We start from the raw sequence: 19,457 nt of genomic DNA, 5'->3' as shown, positions 1-19,457 counted from the left end.
GCGGTGTCTGCCGAGGTGGTGAGTCTCTAACGTCAGTCTGTGCCGCCGTCCCGTTTTCCCTTGTACAGCAAGGAAAGGACGAGTACATGGACACGTCTCTGGTTCGTCGCCTGGTGGCCGAGCTCGCCGGCACGGCCATCCTGTGCCTGTTCGGCATCGGCGCCGCGGTTGCCGTCGCGGCGGCCCGTGCGGGTGGGCCCGGTCTGCTGATCGTCGCGCTGGCGCACGGGCTCGCACTGGCCGTCGCGATCTACGCCTTCGGTTCGGTGTCGGGCGGGCACTTCAACCCGACGGTCACCGTCGCACTGGCCGCGCGCGGCCGGTTCTCCTGGCGGGAGGTCCCCGCCTACGTAGTCGCGCAGCTCGCCGGCGGCGTGCTCGGTGCCGCGCTGGTCTATGCCACCTACGCCGACACGGCCACCGCGGCCGGGCTGGGCGCCACGACCTTCGGCGCCGGGGCCGGCTACGTCCAGGCGCTGGTGGCCGAGGCGATCGGCGCTTTCATCCTGGTCACCGCGGTGTTCGCGCTGGCTGTCGCGCCGGACGCGCCCAGGGGCGTGGCCGGCATCGGGATCGGGCTCGCGCTGGCCACCCAGATCATGGTGTTCGGTCCGCTCACGGGTGCCTCGGTGAACCTGGCCCGCACCTTCGGCCCGGACATCGTGCTGTTCTTCGCCGGCCAGGGTGTTGCGTGGTCCCAGCTTTTCGCCTATCTCGCCGGCCCGCTCGTCGGCGGTCTGGCCGCCGCGTTCCTGAGCGACTACCTCGTCACCCGCCGCCCGGCGGTCGAGGCCGGGGTGTGACGTGAACGGCGACGACCCGTGCCGCACCTGTGCTCTGCGAACCGCCGCGGCGCTCGGCTGGACCCTCGACGACGCCCCGCCCACGGTGGTGCCGCGACATCGCTGTCCGGTGCAGCGGAACGATCGGGCCAAGCCGACGGACAAGGGGGAACGACCGATCGCGGATGGCTGAGCCGCCGGAGCTGCCGGCCGGGTACCACGCCCGGGCCTTGCGCTGGACCCGCTCGATCTCGCTCGGTCGTCCGGGTCCGGGCAGCCGCCTACGATGGTTGTCCAGGGAGGTCCTGGCTGACCATGAAGACTGGTGATACTCAGGCGCACCGGGCCGGTGCGGCCGATCCGGTGGCGACGCCGTCGACTTTGCTGTACCTGGTGAAGCAGGTCGAACTGTCCGTGCGCGCCGGACTCGACGCCCTCGTCCGTCCGGCGGACATCACGACGCTGCAGTACACCGCCTTGACCGTCCTCGAACGCCACCCCGATCTCACCGCCGCGCGGCTGGCCCGGCACTCGTTCGTCACCGACCAGAGCATGGCCGACATGGTGACGACGCTGCTGAACCGCGGCCTGATCGAGCGCCATCGCGACCCCGCCGACCGCCGCCGCCTCGTCATCGCCCTGACGCCCGCCGGGCAGCGGCTGCTCGACCGGCTCCGGCCGGAGGTGGCCGCGTTGCAGGACCGGATGCTCTCGCTGCTTTCCGACGGCCAGGCCGGCGAACTGCAACGCTCGCTGGAACTGTGCCGTCGCGCCCTGCTCGAGCACGGGGTCGAAAGTGACCCCGCACCTCGCGCGGTGGACGAAAAATCACGGAAGAAGCCCACCTTCAGGCGATAGTCAGGAAACCTGTACATCTGGTTTTCGGTGTGGTTTGCTTCACAATCGTGAGTGAGACCGTCGCCCCCTCCGGCCCGGCTGCACCAGTGGAGCTCCGACGGGGCACCTTGGTGTCTGCGGCAGCGGCCGTCGCCATCGCCCAGATCGGCCTGTCCATCCCGGCCGTCATCAACGGCTTCATCAACCAGGACCTGCACACCTCGTCGACGACGCTGACCTGGATCTCCGACGCCTTCCTGGTTCCGGTGACCCTGCTCGAGCTGTCCTTCGGCGTGGTCGGCGACCTCTTCGGACGCAAGCGGCTGCTGGCCGCCGGCGCCGCGCTGATGGCCGTGGGCGGGTTGCTCGGCTTCTTCACGCCCAGCGGCGGCACCGGGGTGCTCATCACCGGTCAGGTGGTTTCCGGCATCGGAGCCGCGGCGATCTTCCCGACGTCGATCGCGATGCTCGCCGCGGGTACGCAGAGCGTCCGGCAGCGCGCGCACTCCATCTCGATCTGGGCCGCCGCCCTCACCGGCGCCGGTTTCATCTCGCCGGTGCTGGCCGGCCTGCTGGCGCGCATCCCCCATTCGGGCGGTGCGTACGCGAGCTGGCGCTACGCCTTCCTCGCCATGGCGGTCCTGGCCGTGGTCAGCTGTGCGATCACCCTGGTGGGTGCGCAGAACTCCGCAGCGCCGGTGGGCCGGTCGCTGGACTGGCCGGGCCAGATCACCATCGCGGTGTCCCTGTTCGCGCTGCTGTACGCGGTGATCCAGGGAGCCGACGACGGCTGGGGCAGCGTTCCGGTGATCGGCGGGTTCGTCGTGGCCGTCGTGTTCATGGTGCTGTTCGTGGTGATCGAGCGCCGGGTGGACCGGCCGTTGATCCGCTTGGACCTGTTCGGCAACCGGATGTTCACGGTCTCCGCGGTGGTGACGGTCGTCGGCATGTTCGCCTACCTGGGCACCGCGTATGCGACGAGCATCCGGCTGTCGGCCATCCAGGAGTACACCCCGCTCGCGACGTCCCTCGGCTTCTTCTGCCTGAACGTGATGGGCGTGGTGCTGTTCCCGGTCAGCACCCGGGTGGTCGAGCGCTTCAGCCCCGGCGTCGTGCTCGGCACCGGGATGGCGCTGATCGGGATCGGCGACTTCGTGCTCGCCGCCATCCCGGCCACGAACCTCTCCATCGGGGCGGTCGCGGCTCCGCTGCTGGTCGTCGGCGCCGGGTTCAAGCTGGCCGTCACTTCCATCACCGTCGTCGCGGTCAACAGCGTCCCGACGTCCAAAGCCGGCATGGCCAGCGGGGCGACGAGCATGTTGCGCGACGGCGGCCTGACGCTCGGGCCCGCCATCGTGGGCGCGATCGCGCTGACGAACGCCGCGAACGCGATCAACGCCGAAATCGCCTCGTCCCCTTCTCTCAAGTCCGCATTGGACAGTTTCTACGCCGCACCGCAGCACGTCCCCGCCGCCCAGCGCCCGGCGGTGGAAGCGGCCGTCCACGCGGTGAAGTCCGGCCCGCTCGGGGAGAACGGCGTCCCGGCGACGGTACCGGGACCCGACGGCACACCGATCCCGTTCAACCCCCTCAAAGACGTCGCGTTCCACGCCCTTTCCCACGCCTACGCCATCGGCTACCTGGTGTGCGGCATCGCCGCCGCGGCGGCCGCCCTCATCGCGTTGACGCTGCTGGGCCGACGGCGAAACCAGGACGTGTTCACCGGACCCGACGCGGACGAACGGCCCTGAGCGCAGCCGGCACGGCCCGCCGCAGAACAACCTGAAGCGCTTGTTCAATCGACGTTCGTGTAGAAGGAGTGGAGGGCCGCCGCGAGCTGGCCGGGGGCTTCCATGGCCACGTAGTGGCCGATCCGTTCGATGTGAACGGCGGTCACGTCGGTGGCGACCTGCTGCAGCGTGGCGGGTGTGAAGTTCGCCGAGCGACCTGCCACCGCGAGTACGGGCATGTCCAGCTTCCGAGTCGCGAGCCGGCGGAGTTCTTCGCCGTCGGAGAGCAGCGACCGGTACAGGCCGGCGGCGCCGGCGAAGGCGTCGGGTCGGGCGTAGGAGCGGACGAGCTCGTCGATGTCGGCGTCGGTGAACGCGCCGGGGTTCGCGGTGAGGGAGGGGATCGCGTAGTCGGCGATGAACTCCCGCTCACGTCCGGCGAGGAGCATTTCCGGGATGCCGGGAGCGGCGAGGACGCCGATGTGCCAGGCGCCGCCGTGGGTGACGTCGGCGAGCCTCTCGGCGCCGAATCCCGGGAGTCCGGTCTCGATTCCGGTGTAGCTGCGGACGAGTTCGGGGTGGGTTGCGGCGACCCGGAACGTCGCGGGGCCGCTGATGTCCTGGCCGGTGAGGTGGACGGGACCGACGTCCAGGCGGGTGATCAGGTCGCTGAGGTCGTTCGCCGCGGTCGCGCTGTCGTGCTCGCGGGTGGCGGTGGCGGAGTCGCCGAATCCGCGAAGGTCGACGGCGAACACCCGGTGGTGCGCGCTGAGCAGGGGGATCAGCTTGTGGAACACCCACCAGGTCTCGGGGAAGCCGTGCACGAGCAGGACGGGAGATCCGGTGGTGCCGGCGGCGACGTAGTGCAGTTCGGTGTCGTTGAGGCTGATCCGGTGGTGGTCGACACCGGGGATGGTGGCGGCGAGGCGGTCCATGAGGTCCCTTCGAGCAGATGGACAAGTTACTTGTCGAACCCTAGGGGATGGACAAGTAACTTGTCTATATGGCCGGGCCTCGTATGATCGGCCGCATGGCGCAGTCCAGTGGTGCCGAGCTCGCGCTTCTGCTGCTCGGCGGGTTCCATTCGATGGTCGACGAGGTGAACGTGGAGCTCGCGAAGCGCGGCCACCGAGGCGTCCGCCCGGTGCACGAGTTCGCGTTGCGCGCGGTGGAGGCGGGTGCGGACACCGCCTCCGAGCTCGGTCGCCGGTTGTCGGTGACCAAGCAGGCGGCGGCGCAGACCATCGCCGTGCTGGAGGACTTCGGCTACGTCGACCGCGAGCCCGACCCGAGCGACGGACGCCGCAAGCGCGTGCGGGTCACTCCGCGAGGCCGCGAGCTGATGGCCATCGGCGGTGCCCTGTTCGACGACGTGCGCGGCCGCTGGGCAGCCCGGATCGGACCCGAGCAGCTCGAGACCCTGGAAGCGCACCTGGCCCAGCTCACCGAACGACGCTCGTTCACCGCGGAGGACCTGCAGGACTGATCCCGCGGCCCCGGCCGGGATCAAGTTCGCTCGGGGACTCAGTGCCCGGTCCAGCAGGCCATGATGTCGGCACCGACGCGGCGGGCGGCTTCGGACCTGGACAGCGGCGGTTGCCCGAACCGGCCGGGCAGACCGCCGACGTCGATCCGCAGGACCATGAAGTCCTTGTGCACGACGAGTGATCCGTCCGGTTCGCGGTAGGCCTCCTGGCCGAGGCCGGGCACCGTGACCGGCCGCGTGACGTGGCTTCGCAGGGCGGTGAAGTACGAGGCCGCGGCGGCGGTGCCGGCGAGTTCCTTGACCGACAACGTCATCGTGCCGACCGGGTAGGGGTAGCGGCAGGAGTACAGGTGGTCCGACCAGGTCGGCGTCACCGGCCGGGCGAGTTCGAGCTGGAGGCTGAGCGAGATCTCGTGCTGCGCCTCGTCCGCGCAGACCATCGACGCCGCCTTCGACGGCGTGTCGGAGGGGAGGTGGGACGGCGCCGCGGACGGTGGGCCGGCCGGAGCCGGCGGCCTGCCGCAGCCGGCGGCCACGACCGCGGCGGCCGCGAGCAACGAGACCACGATCAGCCGGATCACGGGAACCTCCGTCCGGGGGCGGGGATGTCGGCGTCGAACCTCGCCGGCACCACGGGCGAAGGGGATGCGCCGGTGGTGCCGCATCCCCTCGGCGCCGGGCGCGGTCGACCGTCGCTACTGGACACCGGTGGGCCGGCCGCAGTCCTTGCCCGCGTCGAGGCACATGGTGACCATGTGCTGCAGCTCCTTGACGTCCCAGGCGTTGAAGAAGTCGGCGTGCATGCTGTAGGTCCCCATCCCGGCCGAGGTCTTCAGGACGGCGCCGTTGGCGGTGGGGTACTTGAACAGGATGCTCAGCATCGGAATGGGCACCGGGAACCCGGCCGGGCACACGTTCTTGGTGCTGTAGGCGACGTGGCTGACGTGGTCGGGGCTGTCCAGGTGGACACCGTCCCAGCAGTCGGCGAAGTTCACCCGCACGTGCAGCTGCTCGCCGGAGGCGCAGTTCGGTGCCTCAGGCAGTGTCGGTGCGGTCGTCGAGCAGCCCCACAGGATGTTCTGGGCCTGCGAAGGGTTGGTGGCCCTCGCGTTGCCGGCGATCTCCTTGAAGCCGAACGGATAGGGCTGCACGTTCTTCTTGCCGTTGGTCAGGTAGTAGATGGTGTCGCTCGCGGTGTGCACCGCCGTGGTGCCGCTGTACAGCGTCGGTGCCCAGTACGAGGCGAAGTCGAGGTTGTTGACGCAGTTGGTGGTTCCGGCCCGGAGGCTGGCCGCGGTGGAGTTCGCGTCCGCCGCGGGATTGGACACGTAGTCGTGCAGGTGTGCCGACGCGCCGGGCTGGTTGGGGAAGAGAATGGCGTCGTCCTGATTCGTGTGCGTGTAGCTGCACAGGTTTTCGAACTTTCCGGTGAAACCGCCGCCGCCCACCGCGGCCGCATCCGGCACGCCGGTCGCGATGAGGCAGGCGAGTGCGACGCCGCCGGCTGCGACTGTGCGGGTTGCCGGACGTCGAAGAGACTTTCGTAGCCCGAGTCGCATGGTCTTGGTGCTCCTTCGCTGGAGTTGCAGGCCCGCGCTCAGCGTAGAGCGGTGACGATGTGGTGATCATGTGGAGCAGATTTGAATTCTCACATCTTGCCTTCGCCTCCATTCGAGCAACGCCGCGGGCGCGTCTCTGGCGTTCGACGATCACGCTCGTTAAAATGCACTCACCATGCGGCTGCTGATCGTCGAGGACGAGGGTTACATGGCGAAACTGCTGGGCCGTGGTTTCGCCGAAGAAGGCTACGCGACCGACATCGCCGAAAGCGGTTCCCAGGCACTGGTGACCGCCGCGTCGATGGAACACGACGCGGCGATCCTCGACGTGATGCTCCCGGACGTGGACGGCTTCGAGCTGTGCGCCCGGCTGCGGCAGTCGGGCTGGCACGTGCCGGTCCTGATGCTCACCGCCCGCGACTCGGTGTCCGATCGGGTCAAAGGCCTGGACGCGGGCGCCGACGACTACCTGTGCAAGCCCTTCAGCTTCGTCGAACTGTGCGCGCGGGTGCGCGCGCTGACCCGCCGCGCGGGTATCGGGCGTGACGTCGCCGTGCGGCTGCAGGCCGGCTCGCTCAGGCTGGACCCATTGAGCCGCCGGGTCTGGTCCGGCCCGTCGGAGGTCTACCTCTCGGCGACGGAGTTCACGCTCCTCGAACTGCTGATGCACCACCAGGACCAGGTGCTGACCCGCTCGCGGATCCTCGACCAGGTCTGGGGCTACCGCTATCCGGTCACCTCGAACGTGGTCGACCAATATGTCCGCTACCTGCGGCACAAAGTCGGCCAGGACCTGATCGAGACCGTTCGCGGCGTCGGCTACCGGTTGCGGGTCACGTGCCCCTGAACCTTCCGGTCCGGACGCGCTTGACGGCCGTGTACGTGCTCACCGCCGCGGTGCTCACGGCGATCGGCATCGTCCTGTTCGCGGCGACCCTCGACCTGGGTCTGGACCACCGGCTGGACGGCCAGCTGCGGTCGCGGGCGGTCCGGCTGGCCAGGGTGGTCGCGCGGGACGGCCCGGCCGCCGTGCACGCCATGACCCCGGCGCACGCGAACCTGCTGATCCAGCTGATCGACCCGAGCGGGAAGGCCGCCGCCGGGTCCCCCGACCTCGGCGGCGTCACGCTCCTCGACGCGGGCCAGGTCAAGTCCGCCCGGCGGGGCGGCGGCTACCGGACGGTCGGCACCGGGCCGGACTACCGCCTGTACGCGACACCGGCGGAAACCGCGGCCGGCACCTGGACCGTCGTCGTGGCGACGCCATTGGACCTGCAGAACGACCTGACCAGGCGCGTGACCTGGTGGCTGAGCGGTGCCGCGGCCGTGACGGTGCTCGTCGGCGGCTGGGGCGCCTGGCTGCTGGCGGGCGCCGCGCTGAGACCCGTGGAACAGCTGCGCCGCGAGGTCTCCGGGATATCCGAGACCGATCCGTCCACGCCGGTGCGGGTGCCCGGCACCGGGGACGAGGTCGCCGCGCTGGCCGAGACCATGAACGCCCTGCTGGCCAGGATCTCGGCCGGACTCACGCGCCAGCGGCAGTTCGTCGCGGATGCCTCGCACGAGGTCCGGACTCCGTTGACGAACCTGCGGACCACTTTGGAGCTGGCCGGTGCGCCGGGTCGCAGCTTGCCGGAGTTGCGGGAGGCCGTCCGCCATGCGGAACAGGAGACGATCCGGCTCGGCCGGCTGGTCGACGACCTGCTGGTGCTCGCGGCCGACGACGACCACGTGCCCGTCGACCGGATGCCGGGCCAGCCGGTGCTGCCGTTGCTGGACGCCGCCGTCACCGCCGCCCGGCCGGTCGCCGCCGGGAAGGAAGTCGACCTGCGAGTGGTGGCCGACGGCAGCCTGGCGGCGCCGCTGCATCCGGGACGGATCCGCCAGGTGCTGGACAACCTGCTCGCCAACGCGCTCCGCCACGCCCCGCCGGGGTCGGAAGTCGTGCTCTCGGCCACCGCTGACGGCGACGGCCTGCTGATCGAGGTGGCCGACGAGGGACCGGGATTCGCGGACGGATTCGCCGAGCAGGCGTTCGAACGCTTCCGCCGGGCCGACACCGCCCGCTCCCGCGCCGGTGGCGGCAGCGGCCTCGGTCTCGCGGTGGTGCGGGCCGTCGCGCGGGCACACGGCGGCGAGGCGGCCGCCGCGAACCGGCCCTCCGGTGGCGCCCGGGTCGGCATCCGGATCCCGCTCGGCTGACGCCGGGGCGCTTCGGTGTCCGCGGTGGTGCTCAGTCGGCGGTCGTGCGGGCGCCGAGCAGTTCCCGGATGTGTGCCGTGGCGGTCGCGAACCCCGGTGCGGCCATCGTCGCCACGTAGTCCCGGTCCCGGGGGAGGTCGACGTCGACGATCTCCAGCACGCTGCCGGGCCGGCTGCTCATGACGATCACCCGGTTCGACAGGTAGACGGCCTCGGCGATGGAGTGGGTGACCAGCAGGACAGTGGTCGCGGTCTCTCGCCAGATCCGGCGCAGCTCGACGTTCATCTGCTCACGCGTCAACGCGTCGAGCGCGCCGAAGGGCTCGTCCATCAGCAGTACCGGCGGCTCGTGCACCAGCGCCCGGCACAGGGAAACCCGTTGCTGCATACCGCCGGAGAGCTCGTGCGGCAGTGCGTCCTCGAACCCCCGCAGGCCGGTCATCCCGATCAGCGCCTCGACCCGTTCGCTCGCGCTGCCCCGGGGCAGGTGCCGCAGTTCCGCCTGCAGCGCGATGTTGCGCCGGACGGACCGCCATTCGAGCAGGGCGGCGCGCTGGAAGACGTAGCCGATGTCCGGCCGTGGCGCGGTGACGGGCAGGCCGAACAGCGACGCGGTGCCCGCCGACGGCTTCGTCAGGCCCGCGATCACCTTGAGCAGGGTCGACTTCCCGCAGCCCGAAGGGCCGACGATGGAGACGAACTCACCGGGTGCGACGTCGAAGGACACGTCCCGCAACGCGGTGACCCGGGTGCGGCGGGCGGTGAACCGCACCGACACCTGCTCCATGGTCACCGCGGCGGAGCCGTCCCCGTCCGGCCGTGAGGTCGCATCGGGCCGGAACCTCGTCCAGGTCGTCATTTCACGCCTTCGGGGCAAAGCCGGCGTCCCAGTATTCGCTGGGGGAGCCGGGGTTCTTCAGGACTCCGGACCTGGCGAACGTGTCGATGGTCGCCTGCCAGTCTTCGGCGGTGTCGACGCCGGGCGCCGAGGTTCGGGTGCGGTCGGTGTGCAGCAGCTTGATGGTGTCCTGCCACGACGTGGTCAGCACGCCGGCCGGGGGCAGCTGGGGGTTCACGCCGGCCATCGAGGCCACCGCGGCCGCCGGGTCGCCGATCGCGGCGGTGAAGGACTCGCTGACGGCCGCCACCAGCTCCCGGACCAGGCCGGGGCGGCTCTTGATGGTCGAGTCGTTCGCGACCAGGCCGGTGCTGTAGAAGTCCAAGCCGTGTTCGGCGAACCGGAGGAAGGACACCTGCTTGCCGCTCTTGTCGGCGAGGGTCGGGCCCTGGTCGTGGAAGAACCCGAGCAGTGCGTCGGCGCCTCCGCTGATGACCGCGGCGATCTTGCCGGCGGCGTCGACGTTCTGCAGGGTCACATCCTTTGTGGACATGCCGAAGCCCCGCAGGAACGTGGGGAAGGTCGCGCTCAGCGCGTCCCCGGCCGTGGTCGCGATCGTCTTGCCCTTGAGGTCCTGGGGTCGGGTGATGTTCCGGTCGGAGAAGAACTCGACCGAGGCGGGAGTGCTCTGGAGGAACACCCCGACACTGTGGACCGGCAAGCCGCTCGCGACGCCGGAGAGCAGCGCCGGCGTGTCGGCCCAGCCGAAGTCGGTCTTGCCGCCGCCGACCGCTTGCACGGTCTTGCCGGAGCCCTGCCCGGCCTGGATGGTCAGGTCGAGGCCGTGCTTCTTGAAGATCCCGTGGGCCAGGCCGTAGTACAGGGGCGCGTGCTCGCCGTAGGGGTACCAGTTGAGGGTCAGGGTCAGCTTGCTCAGGCCCTGGGCGTCCGGGGCGGTCGCGGCCGGACCGCCGCAGGCCGTCGCGAGCAAGAGGATCAACGGCGCGCACAACCGGCGCAGAGCACGGCTTCTCATCGGTGCGGGTTCTCCAATCGGGCCGGAAGATCAGTAGGTGGCGGTTACCGGGCTGCTTCGCCTGCTCGAATGCCACGGCAGTAGGAGGTGTTCGGTGACCTCGATGACGGCGAACAACAGCACGCCGAGCAGTGACATGATGATGAGTCCCGCGAACAGCATCGGGGTGTCGAGATTCCCGTTCGCCTGGAGGATCACGTAGCCGAGGCCCTCGTTCGCGCCGACGAACTCACCGACCACCGCGCCGGTGACGGCGAGGGTCGCCGCGACCTTGAGCCCGGAGAACAGGTGCGGCAGGGACGCCGGGAACCGGATCTTGCGGAACGTCTGCAGCGGTTTGGCACCCATCGTGGCGACGAGTTCGAGCAACTCGGAGTCGACCGACCGCAGCCCGGTGACCCCGGAGATGACGATCGGGAAGAAGGCCATCAGCACCGCCACCACGATCTTGGGCGGGGTGCCGAACCCCAGCCAGACGATGAACAGCGGCGCGATCGCGATCTTCGGAACCACTTGGGCGAACAGCAGCAGCGGGTACAGCGTCCGCTCGACGGTCACCGAGTAGACCATCACGACGGCAGCCAGCACCCCGGCCACCGCGGCGAGGACGAAACCGAGGAGCGTCTCCCCGGTCGTGGTCAGCGTGTTCTGCCACAGGTAGCCGCCCTGCTCCACCATGACCTGCCAGGTGCGTCCGGGTGACGGGACGAGGTAGCCCGGTACCCCGCCGAGCGCGGTGACCAGCCACCAGAGGAACCCGCACGCCGCGATCAGCGCCAGGGGACGCCACAGCCGGTCCACCCCGTCCCGCAGCCGATCGCGGGTGCGGGGGCCCGGCCGGACGGAAACGCCCCGCAGACCGGCGTCCGGCTGCAACGCTCGTCCGTCGCCGCTGGTCGTGGGTACCGTCACGGTCGGGATCCTCCCATCGGGAAAGCCTGCTGCGGCCGGATCGCCCCGCTGCGGAAAGCGCTTTCAGCACCGAGCGGAACGATCTGACGGGTGACTGTCAAATTCCTAACACCACTGGGGGAAGTACCGGCCGGCATTTGAGGATTCACACCGAACTCACACGGGTGGCACATCGTCGTCGCCCTAAAGTGAATCTCCCCAGCGTGGATCCACCTGATCGAGGAGCGGGCCAGTGACAGGTGCGCCCAGTGCCGGCGACCGGGCCGATCCGGCGGAGTTCGTCGTCGATCGGGTCGAGGCCTGGGCGATCGCGCTTCCCGCCGTCCGTTCCTTGGAGCGCCGGACTGCGCCGCGCATTCTGGTCAAGGTCACCGCCGGCGGTGTAACGGGCTGGGGAGAGGCGACCCCCGCACGCACCTGCGAAACGGCCGAATCGATCCTGGCGACGATCAGGTACCACCTCGCCCCGGCGCTCGTCGGCCGGTCGGCATGGGACCTCGACGGGATCACCTCGGCCTTCGACCGGGCCGTCAACTGCGGGTTCACCATCGGTGCCCCGCCGGCCAAGGCGGCGGTGGACATGGCGGTGCACGACCTGCTCGGCCGGGCGCTGGGACTGTCGCTGGGGGTGTTGTGGGGCGCGCGGCGGACGGATCGGCTCGAGCTGGGCTGGACGGTGGCCGGGCGGAGCGCCGCGGAAGCGGCCGACTCCGTCGCGGAGGGGCTCGACCACGGCTACCGGGCGTTCAAGGTCGACCTCGGCGGGCTGGGCCGGCGCGAGGATGCGGGGATCGTCGAGGCGGTTCGTGCGGCGGCCTCCGACGCGGTGCTCTGGGCCGACGGAAACCAGTCGTACACAGTGGACAGTGCGCTGCGGGTCGCGGGACCGCTGGCCGACGTCGGCGCGACCGTCTTCGAACAGCCGTTGCCGGCCAACGACATCGCCGGCCTCAAGCGGCTGCGTGACGCGTCGCCGGTGCCCATCGCCCTGGACGAGGGCCTGCCGCACCCCAGCGATCTGGCCACCCTCGTCCGGCTCGACGCGGTCGACGTCGTGGTCGCCAAGGTCCAGCGCAGCGGGGGCCTGACGCTGTCGCGGCGGCTGTGCGGCTTCGCCGAGGACTGCGGCACGCGGCTCATGGGCTCCGGGCTCGCGGATTCGGATCTCGGGCTCGCGGCATCGTTGCACCTGTTCGCCGCCTACGACATCGGCACGCCGGTCGACCTGGCCGGGCGTCAGTTCGTCCGGTCCCCGTATGCCACCGGCCGCACGGTCACGGTCGTCGACGGCGCGGCCGAGGTGCCGACCGGTCCGGGACTCGGCGTCGACGTCGACGAGCAGGTCGTGCGGTCCCTGGCCGTGGACCTGCCGGGCTGATCGGCGGAGGCGACTCGTGCGACACGTCAGCGACCTCCATGGCGAACCCGGCCGAAGAGAAAGCGCTTTCATGACCGCTCACCGGGAAACCGCACGCCGGGAACCGGACCGGTGGACCCACATGACCCTCGAGGACGTCGCGAAAGCGGCCCGGGTGTCTCCGGCCACCGCGTCGAGGGTGCTGAACGGCAGCGCGACCGTCCACGCCGAGCTGGCCGCACGGGTGCACGAAGCGGCGAGCCGGCTCGAGTACACGCCGAACGCCCACGCGCAGGCGCTGGCCGGCTCCTCGCACCGGACCGTCGGCGTGATCTGCCACGACATCAGCGATCCCTACTTCGCCGCCATCGCCCGCGGCGTGATGCAGGTCGCCGCGGACGAAGGGATGCTGGTCCTGCTGGCCAGCACGTTCCGCCGGTTCGATCGGGAGATCGAGTACGTCTCGATGCTCCGCGCGCAGCGCGCCCCGGCCATCCTGCTGATCGGCTCGGGCATCGAGGACCGCCGCTGGGAGCGGCGGATGGCCGCCGAGCTGAACCCCTACCTGCGGGGCGGCGGCCGGGTCGCGGTGATCAGCAGGCATCGGGGTCTGCGGGTGGACAGCGTGCTCCCGGAGAACCGGGCCGGCGCGGCCGCACTCGCCGCGGCGCTGGCCGGGATGGGGCACCGGCGGTTCGCCGTGCTGACCGGACCCCGCGTGCTGACGACGGTGGCCGACCGGCTCGGCGGCTTCCGCGACGGCCTGGCCGCCGCCGGCGTGCACCTGGCCGACGAAGACGTCGTCGAGGGTGCGTTCACCCGGGACGGCGGATACGACGCGATGACCCGCCTGATCGAGGTCGGCCTGCCGGCCACCTGTGTCTTCGCGGTCACCGACGTGATGGCGATCGGTGCCTGCGCCGCGATCCGGGATCGGGGACTGTCGGTGCCCGGCGACGTCTCCGTCGCCGGATTCGACGACATACCCGGCGTCCGGGATCTGACACCGCCGTTGACCACGGTGGCGCTCCCGCTCGAACGGCTCGGTGAACGTGCCCTGCGACTGGCGCTCGACGGGAAGACCGGCAAGCGCGCCCAGAACATCCGGATGGCCGGCGAGGTCGTGATCCGGGCCAGCACCGCGACGCTGCCAACGACGGAAGGACTAGCCATGACCGTGCGGACGTCCCCATCGGACACGGAGGTCGCCTCGTGATCGCGGACGGCCGGACGCTGACCGGGCTCACCATCGACCGGGTCGAGACGTTTGCCGTCGCGCTGCCGACGGTGCGTTCCTTCGGCGTCTCCGGCGGCTCCATCGCCGTAGCCGGGCAGCCGAGTCTGCGGATCCTGGTGAAGGTCAGCGCGGACGGAGTGGCCGGGTGGGGGGAAGCGACCCCGATCCCGGCCTGGACCTACGAGACGGCCGAGTCGATCGTCACCACCATCGACCGCTACCTCGCCCCGGCGATCCTCGGCCGTCCCTGCTGGGACCTGCGCGGTGTGAACAACGCGTTCGACCACGCGATCAACCGGGGCTTCAGCATCGGCGCGCCGCTGGCCAAGTCGGCGGTGGACGTCGCCCTGCACGACCTGCTCGGGCACGCGCTCGGCGTGCCGGTGGGCGTGCTGTGGGGCCGGCGGCGTCGAGAAATCATCGAGCTGGGCTGGGTGGTGTCCGGGCAGACCGAGGCCGAGGTCGCCGCGTGCGTCGCCGAAGGGCGCGCGCTGGGCTACCGGGCCTTCAAGGTCAAGGTGGGCTTGCACACCGCGCTCGAGGATCTCGCCGTCGTGCGCGCGGTGCGCGCGGCGAGCGGCGCCGCACCGCTGTGGGTGGACGCCAACCAGGCGTACACGGTGGACACCGCGTTGTGGCTGGCGCGGCGGCTGGTCGAGCTGGACGTGACCGCGTTCGAGCAGCCGTTGCCCGCCAACGACATCGTCGGGCTGCGCCGGCTCCGCGACGTGTCCCCGATCCCGGTGGCGCTGGACGAGAGCCTGCGCCACCCCAACGATCTCGCGACGTTCGTGCGGCTGGACGCGGTGGCCGTGGCCATCGCGAAGGTCCAGCGCAGCGGCGGGCTGACGCTGTCGCGCCGGTTGTGCGTGCTGGCCGAGGACAGCGGGGTCCGGCTGATGGGGTCGGGCTTGACCGATTCCGACCTCGGCCTCGCCGCGTCGCTGCACCTGTTCGCCGCCCACGGGATCGACACCCCGGTGGATCTCAACGGCCGGCAATTCATCGGCTCCGTGTACACGACCGGCACGACGGTGGTGGTCTCCGACGGCGTCGCGCAGGTGCCGACCGGCCCCGGTCTCGGCGTGGAGGTCGACGAAGCGGCGGTTCGTGAACTGGCCGTCGATGTCCTGTGACGAGCCCGCCGGTGGCGGCCGTCTCGGGTCGAGGCGGCCGCCACCGGGCACCGGTCGCGCTCAGCGGCCGGCAGGCGGCGTCTTCGTCTGGGCCAGTGCGGTCCGGACCTGCGCGAGGAACGCGCTGATCTCGCTGTAGGGTGGAGTCTTCTGCGTCTTCGGGTTGTCCGGGTCGGTCTTGTCCCAGAGCCGTTCCAGCGGAAGGTAGCCCTGGTAACCGCTCGCCCGCACCGAGGTGAAGAGCTTCTTGAAGTCCATCAGCGGCGCGGCCGAGTCCTCGCCCGCCGGCTTCAGTTTGACGTAGGCGTTGCCCGAGTAGGGCAGGACGGCCGCGATGTCGGAGTACCACGGGTAGTTCGCCCCGGTCGTCGCCTGGAACGGCCGGAAGTACCCGGTGTCGTCGATCAGGTCGAAGTTGGGGCTGTCCACCCACTGCGCGATCTGGATGGTCTGGGCCGCGGTCGCCGTCATGTCGCCGTGGTTCTGCAGCCCGATCCTGACCCCCTTGGTCGCACCGTAGTCGGCGACCTGGCGCAGGGCCGGCACGATCCGGGTCTGCGCGATCTTCGCCCAGCCGAGCTGGTCGATGTCGGCTGGTACCGAGCCGGAGAAGACCCGCAACTCGGGCGCGCCCATCTCGGCGGCGATGTCGATCCAGAACTCGGCCCGCCGGACGTCGAGCGCCACGCGGGACGGGTCAGGGGCGGCGAAGTCGTCGAAGTTCCCGGTCCCGCTGATCCCGAGACCCAGCTGCCGGGTGAGTGCCTTGATCTCGTCCGCGGCCGCCAGGATCTGCGCCTTGGGGACCGTCGGCATGGTGGCGTTGTCGTAGCCGGGCAGGTAGTACGCGGTGATGTCGACCGCGTCGAAGCCGGCCGTCTTGGCCCACTTGATCGCGTCGGTCGGGCTGATCGGCGGGGCGCCCTTGCGGTGCTTGAGGTAGGCGTTGAGGTTCACGTTGAAGCTGTAGAGCTCGAGGCTGACCCGGTAGTCGCCCGAGTAGTACGGCGCTCGGCCGCTCAGCGGTGCGGCGGCGGCGCTCGCCGGGAGCAGGGCCGCGAGTGCGAGGCACAGCGATGAGCAGAACGATTTCCTCGTCATGACAGTGGCGCTCCTCGGTGGTCGGTCGATGCGGGCGTCGGGTCGGCGGGTGGTCCTCCGAAGACGTCGGTGAAGGAGGTGAGCAGCGCGCTCATGCGCCGGGTCAGTTGCTGTTTCGCGATGTCGGAGAAGTGACTCCGCGGTCCGGGGTTCGCGACGCGGTGCAGGAAGTCCCGCATGCGGGCGATGGCCTGGCCCGGCTGGGCCTCCCGGTAGTGGCCGTCGGCCTGGCCGAGGATCTCGTAGAGCTGTCCACGGACCGGCCCGGCCACGTCGCCGGACCCGGCGAGCGTCCGGATGTCGTTCCGGAGCACGTCGAACGGCTCGGTCTTCGTCTCCGCCAAAGCCGTGTCGACCTTCGTCTTGAACGCGGTGATCTGGTCGAACGGAGGGGCCGGCAGGTCACGGGGGTAGCCGGGCTGCCCGGCCACCCAGAGCAGTTCCAGCGGGATGAAGCCGCGGTAGCTGCTCAGCCGCATGTCGATGAAGAGCCGGTCCAGGTCCATCGGGACGTCGGTGCCCTCGCCGGCGGGCAGCTGCTTCACCTGGATGCTGTCGGAGCGAGCCAGTGTCCGGGCGATGTCCGGATACCAGTCGTAGCCGAGGCCCGTGTCGGCCTGGAACGGCCGGAAGTAGCCGGTGTCGTCGATGACGCTGATGTTGCGGCTGCCCACCCAGTCGAGCATCCGGAGGGTCTGATCGGCCGTGGCGGCCATGTCGCCGTGGTTCTGCAGCACGATCTTGACGCCCTTGGTCGCGGCGTAGGCGGTGACCTCCTGCAGTGCGGGCACGATCCGCGTCCGCGTGATGTCCGCCCACCCGTACTGGCCGATGTCGGCCGGGACCTTGCCCGAGAACACGCGCATGACCGGCGCACCCATCCGGGCCGCGACGTCGGTCCAGAACTCCACCCGCCGGATGTCGAGGGCGCGCCGCGCGGTGTCCGGGTCGGCGAAGTCGTTGAAGACGCCGGTGCCGCTGATCGCGACGCCGAGCTGCTGGGTGAGGGCCTTGATCTGGTCCGCGTAGCCCATGATGTCCGCGGTGGGGACCGTCGGCATGGTGTGGGTGTCGTAGCCGGGCAGGTAGTACGCGGTGATGTCGACGGCGGGGAAGCCGGCCGAGGCCGCCCACTTGATCGCGTCGACCGTGGTGATCGGCGGGACACCCTTGCGGCCCTTGATGGCCGCGTTCAGGTTGAGGTTGAAGCTGTACATTTCCAGGCTCGGCAGGTAGTCACCGCTGAAGTATCCGAGGTGGTGTGCCGGGCTCGCCGCGGCGGCCGGTGCGGTGGCCAGGGGAACGACCAGGGCCGGCACCAGGGCCAGCACCCGGCGAATCGAGAGTTTTCTCATGCTGCTCCAAGTCGGCGTCGAGGGTCAGGTGGTCCGGAGGGTGACGTTGGTCGGTGCGACGTACTGCTTGCCTTTGGTGTACGTCCCTTCGAACGTGACGACGAGGGTGCCGCCGGCGGCGATGGTGGCGTCCGCCGCGGTGTTGGTCAGGGTCCAGTGGTGCGCGCTGGAAGTGACCACGGCGTTGGCCGCGCTCGTGACGGTCATCCGGCCGCTGAGGTCGAACTGCACGTTCCAGCCGTGCACGTCGGCGCCGGAGTTGTTGGTGATGACGGCCTGGTCGGTGTAGGTCCCGGTGCCGGTGTCGGCGGTCTTGGTGACGGTCACGGTGGCCCCGCCGCCGGTTCCACCGCCGGTCGTTGCGGTGACTGGGCCGCTGTGCGGTGATTCGAGGCCGGCGGCGTCGACGGCCGTGACGGTGTAGGTGTGGCTGGTGCCGCCGGCCAGCCCGCTGATCGTGGCCGTCGTTCCGGTGGGGGTGGCCACCACCGCGGAGCCTTCGTAGACCTTGTAGGACACGGCCGGGTCGGTGTTGTCCTGTTCGGTCCACGACAGGCCGATGCTCGAGTTCGTGGTGCCGGTCACCGACAGCGCGGCCGGTGCGGCCGGGCCGGTGCCGCCGCCGGGCGGTCCCGTGGGGGACCAGTAGTCGCCGGCCATCACGATGTAGACGAGCATTTTGATGGTCTCGCCGTAGTACGGGTCACCGAAGGGGTTCGTGGCGAGTTCGTTCCAGATGGCGTCGGTCCACGCCTGGTCGCCGGCCGCCATGGCGGCCGGCCCGATCGCGTCGCCGGCTTCTTCGGCCTGGGTGTCGGAATGGCCCGACCCGTCGGTCGGGTGCGGTGTGCAGTCGAGGTTGGTGTGCGGGTAGACCTTGGTGGGCACGCCGCCGGACTGCGCCTTGAGACACGCCGATTCCTTGGTGGCCAGTGACAGTTCGACGGCGGCCGCGCTGCCGTTCAGCAGCGCGTCGGTGCCCAGGTGCCACGGCACCCGGATGGAGTTGTAGCCGACGATGTTGTCCGGCTGGTTCTCCCGGTACTTCGCCGGCGCGGGGGACGGGCTGCCGGTGTCCGCGCCGAGCACGAAGTCCGACAGCAGCCCGGTCGCCGGCGAGTACTTCGCGGAGAACGCGGTGTCCACGGCTTCGGTCCGGGTGATGACCTTGTTCCAGTCGTGCGCCTTGTCGTACGCGGCGAAGGCGCGCAAGTGGTCGTACATGTGGTCCGACGGCCGGGTGACGTTGTCGTCGCCGTCGTCCTCGGCCTTGAGGTGCCCGTCCGGAGCGACGTCGGCGGCGTAGAACTTCGCCAGCCAGTCCGTCGCGGCGGCGGAGTAGCCGCCCCACTGTTTGTCGGCCAGCAGCAGGCCGTAGCCGATGTCGAGGTCGCCGTCGGTCGCGCTGTCGGGGGTACCCGAGTCGGCGTACTTGCAGGTCTTCCCGTCGAGCTGCCACTGCATCATGCCGTGACCGTCGCGGTGGGTGCTGACGAGGTTCCAGAGCCCGTCGAACTCGGCCTTGGCGTTGACGTCGTAGCCGGCCATCAGCGGCACGATGTTCATGCCGTAGCCCTGGCTTTCCGAGACGGGGCCGTTGTTCGGGGCGTCGTCGTCGCCCTTGGTCGAAACGTAGTACTGGCCCGCCGCGCACCCGGCGACGAGGTAGGTGGCTTTCCAGGAGTCGTACTGCCGTTCCACCGCGGTGTCGCGGGCGGCCTGGCTCGCCGAGGGCAGTACTCCGGTGGCGTAGGTGACGTGGGCGGGGAAGGGGTGGTTGACCGTCTCGAAGGGACTCCGGCTCGCGGCGGCGGCCGGCCCGGTACCTGCCGTCGCGGTCGCCGCGATGAGTGCGAGCGCCACACCGCCGGCTCGCGCGGTCCTTTTGC

18 protein-coding genes are annotated in these 19,457 nt (G+C 70.4%); 9 read left to right on the top strand and 9 right to left on the bottom strand.

Annotated elements, in window-relative coordinates; all coding sequences use genetic code 11:
• Positions 1-86 precede the first annotated feature (86 nt).
• The 3 genes from ISP_RS26485 to ISP_RS26475 all read left to right on the top strand — a co-directional run bounded on the left by ISP_RS26485 (position 87) and on the right by ISP_RS26475 (position 3,370).
• A complete protein-coding gene (locus ISP_RS26485; protein ID WP_013226911.1) occupies positions 87-803 on the top strand; it encodes an MIP/aquaporin family protein in 717 nt (238 codons plus the stop codon).
• 294 nt (positions 804-1,097) lie between these two features.
• Positions 1,098-1,640: a MarR family winged helix-turn-helix transcriptional regulator gene (locus ISP_RS26480; protein ID WP_049878148.1), complete on the top strand. Its 543-nt coding sequence runs from the start codon at positions 1,098-1,100 to the stop codon at positions 1,638-1,640.
• A gap of 110 nt (positions 1,641-1,750) precedes the next feature.
• Positions 1,751-3,370: an MFS transporter gene (locus ISP_RS26475; RefSeq protein ID WP_013226909.1), complete on the top strand. Its 1,620-nt coding sequence runs from the start codon at positions 1,751-1,753 to the stop codon at positions 3,368-3,370.
• A gap of 44 nt (positions 3,371-3,414) precedes the next feature.
• Here the strand turns inward: ISP_RS26475 and ISP_RS26470 are convergent, their stop codons facing one another.
• Positions 3,415-4,284 carry an alpha/beta fold hydrolase gene (locus tag ISP_RS26470; RefSeq protein ID WP_013226908.1) on the bottom strand — a complete coding sequence of 290 codons (870 nt, stop codon included), beginning with the start codon at positions 4,282-4,284 and terminating at the stop codon, positions 3,415-3,417.
• A 95-nt stretch (positions 4,285-4,379) separates the two neighbouring features.
• On the opposite strand from ISP_RS26470, the gene ISP_RS26465 reads away from it, so the two are divergent.
• Complete coding sequence (locus ISP_RS26465; protein ID WP_230468358.1) at positions 4,380-4,835, top strand: MarR family winged helix-turn-helix transcriptional regulator; 456 nt, start codon at positions 4,380-4,382, stop codon at positions 4,833-4,835.
• Between the two features lie 38 nt (positions 4,836-4,873).
• On the opposite strand, the gene ISP_RS26460 is transcribed toward ISP_RS26465, so the two are convergent.
• Together ISP_RS26460 and ISP_RS26455 are read right to left on the bottom strand one after the other, a co-directional pair.
• Complete coding sequence (locus tag ISP_RS26460) at positions 4,874-5,416, bottom strand: hypothetical protein (RefSeq protein WP_013226906.1); 543 nt, start codon at positions 5,414-5,416, stop codon at positions 4,874-4,876.
• A 114-nt stretch (positions 5,417-5,530) separates the two neighbouring features.
• Entirely contained in the window at positions 5,531-6,301 is a 771-nt protein-coding gene (locus tag ISP_RS26455) for a DUF1996 domain-containing protein (RefSeq protein WP_230468357.1), read from the bottom strand.
• Positions 6,302-6,569: 268 nt separating this feature from the next.
• Between ISP_RS26455 and ISP_RS26450 the strand changes: the two genes are divergently transcribed.
• Positions 6,570-7,241 carry a response regulator transcription factor gene (locus ISP_RS26450; protein WP_013226904.1) on the top strand — a complete coding sequence of 224 codons (672 nt, stop codon included), beginning with the start codon at positions 6,570-6,572 and terminating at the stop codon, positions 7,239-7,241.
• Positions 7,232-8,596 carry a sensor histidine kinase gene (locus tag ISP_RS26445; RefSeq protein ID WP_013226903.1) on the top strand — a complete coding sequence of 455 codons (1,365 nt, stop codon included), beginning with the start codon at positions 7,232-7,234 and terminating at the stop codon, positions 8,594-8,596. The genes ISP_RS26450 and ISP_RS26445 overlap by 10 nt, the downstream gene beginning before the upstream one ends.
• Positions 8,597-8,627: 31 nt before the next feature.
• Here ISP_RS26445 and ISP_RS26440 read toward each other — a convergent pair whose 3' ends face one another.
• Genes ISP_RS26440 through ISP_RS26430 form a run of 3 tightly spaced genes read right to left on the bottom strand, consistent with a single transcriptional unit; the run spans position 8,628 to position 11,382 of the window.
• The gene (locus ISP_RS26440) at positions 8,628-9,455 is read right to left on the bottom strand and encodes an ABC transporter ATP-binding protein (protein WP_013226902.1); all 828 of its coding nucleotides are present in this window, start codon (positions 9,453-9,455) and stop codon (positions 8,628-8,630) included.
• Position 9,456: 1 nt separating this feature from the next.
• Positions 9,457-10,470, bottom strand: coding sequence for an ABC transporter substrate-binding protein (locus ISP_RS26435; protein WP_034286161.1), 1,014 nt, complete (start codon positions 10,468-10,470; stop codon positions 9,457-9,459).
• Between the two features lie 30 nt (positions 10,471-10,500).
• Positions 10,501-11,382 carry an ABC transporter permease gene (locus ISP_RS26430; protein WP_013226900.1) on the bottom strand — a complete coding sequence of 294 codons (882 nt, stop codon included), beginning with the start codon at positions 11,380-11,382 and terminating at the stop codon, positions 10,501-10,503.
• Positions 11,383-11,614: 232 nt separating this feature from the next.
• Here ISP_RS26430 and ISP_RS26425 point away from each other — a divergent pair, with 232 nt between their 5' ends.
• The 3 genes from ISP_RS26425 (at position 11,615) to ISP_RS26415 (ending at position 15,112) form a co-directional block, all read left to right on the top strand.
• Positions 11,615-12,760, top strand: coding sequence for a mandelate racemase/muconate lactonizing enzyme family protein (locus tag ISP_RS26425; protein WP_013226899.1), 1,146 nt, complete (start codon positions 11,615-11,617; stop codon positions 12,758-12,760).
• Between the two features lie 70 nt (positions 12,761-12,830).
• Positions 12,831-13,955, top strand: coding sequence for a LacI family DNA-binding transcriptional regulator (locus tag ISP_RS26420; protein WP_013226898.1), 1,125 nt, complete (start codon positions 12,831-12,833; stop codon positions 13,953-13,955).
• Positions 13,952-15,112 (top strand): mandelate racemase/muconate lactonizing enzyme family protein, encoded by a 1,161-nt coding sequence (locus tag ISP_RS26415; RefSeq protein ID WP_013226897.1) that lies wholly within the window; start codon positions 13,952-13,954, stop codon positions 15,110-15,112. Before ISP_RS26420 ends, ISP_RS26415 begins: the two co-directional genes overlap by 4 nt.
• 60 nt (positions 15,113-15,172) lie before the next feature.
• Here the strand turns inward: ISP_RS26415 and ISP_RS26410 are convergent, their stop codons facing one another.
• Genes ISP_RS26410 through ISP_RS26400 form a run of 3 tightly spaced genes read right to left on the bottom strand, consistent with a single transcriptional unit; the run spans position 15,173 to position 19,431 of the window.
• Entirely contained in the window at positions 15,173-16,213 is a 1,041-nt protein-coding gene (locus ISP_RS26410) for a sugar phosphate isomerase/epimerase family protein (protein WP_013226896.1), read from the bottom strand.
• Complete coding sequence (locus ISP_RS26405; protein ID WP_230468356.1) at positions 16,210-17,568, bottom strand: sugar phosphate isomerase/epimerase family protein; 1,359 nt, start codon at positions 17,566-17,568, stop codon at positions 16,210-16,212. Before ISP_RS26405 ends, ISP_RS26410 begins: the two co-directional genes overlap by 4 nt.
• A 24-nt stretch (positions 17,569-17,592) precedes the next feature.
• Entirely contained in the window at positions 17,593-19,431 is a 1,839-nt protein-coding gene (locus tag ISP_RS26400; protein ID WP_013226894.1) for a glycosyl hydrolase family 8, read from the bottom strand.
• Positions 19,432-19,457: the final 26 nt, after the last annotated feature.

The organism is Amycolatopsis mediterranei, from assembly GCF_026017845.1.
In the GTDB taxonomy this organism is placed as follows: Bacteria; Actinomycetota; Actinomycetes; order Mycobacteriales; family Pseudonocardiaceae; genus Amycolatopsis; species Amycolatopsis mediterranei.
Note: the sequence above shows the minus strand (reverse complement) of the source record. Positions and strands in the feature narration are given on the sequence as shown.

Coding starts and splice junctions, on each gene's coding strand:
- ISP_RS26485 (WP_013226911.1), top strand. CDS start 87: ATGGACACGTCTCTGGTTCGTCGCCTGGTGGCCGAGCTCGCCGGCACG.
- ISP_RS26480 (WP_049878148.1), top strand. CDS start 1,098: ATGAAGACTGGTGATACTCAGGCGCACCGGGCCGGTGCGGCCGATCCG.
- ISP_RS26470 (WP_013226908.1), bottom strand. CDS start 4,284: ATGGACCGCCTCGCCGCCACCATCCCCGGTGTCGACCACCACCGGATC.
- ISP_RS26465 (WP_230468358.1), top strand. CDS start 4,380: ATGGCGCAGTCCAGTGGTGCCGAGCTCGCGCTTCTGCTGCTCGGCGGG.
- ISP_RS26450 (WP_013226904.1), top strand. CDS start 6,570: ATGCGGCTGCTGATCGTCGAGGACGAGGGTTACATGGCGAAACTGCTG.
- ISP_RS26440 (WP_013226902.1), bottom strand. CDS start 9,455: ATGACGACCTGGACGAGGTTCCGGCCCGATGCGACCTCACGGCCGGAC.
- ISP_RS26435 (WP_034286161.1), bottom strand. CDS start 10,470: ATGAGAAGCCGTGCTCTGCGCCGGTTGTGCGCGCCGTTGATCCTCTTG.
- ISP_RS26420 (WP_013226898.1), top strand. CDS start 12,831: ATGACCGCTCACCGGGAAACCGCACGCCGGGAACCGGACCGGTGGACC.
- ISP_RS26410 (WP_013226896.1), bottom strand. CDS start 16,213: ATGACGAGGAAATCGTTCTGCTCATCGCTGTGCCTCGCACTCGCGGCC.
- ISP_RS26405 (WP_230468356.1), bottom strand. CDS start 17,568: ATGAGAAAACTCTCGATTCGCCGGGTGCTGGCCCTGGTGCCGGCCCTG.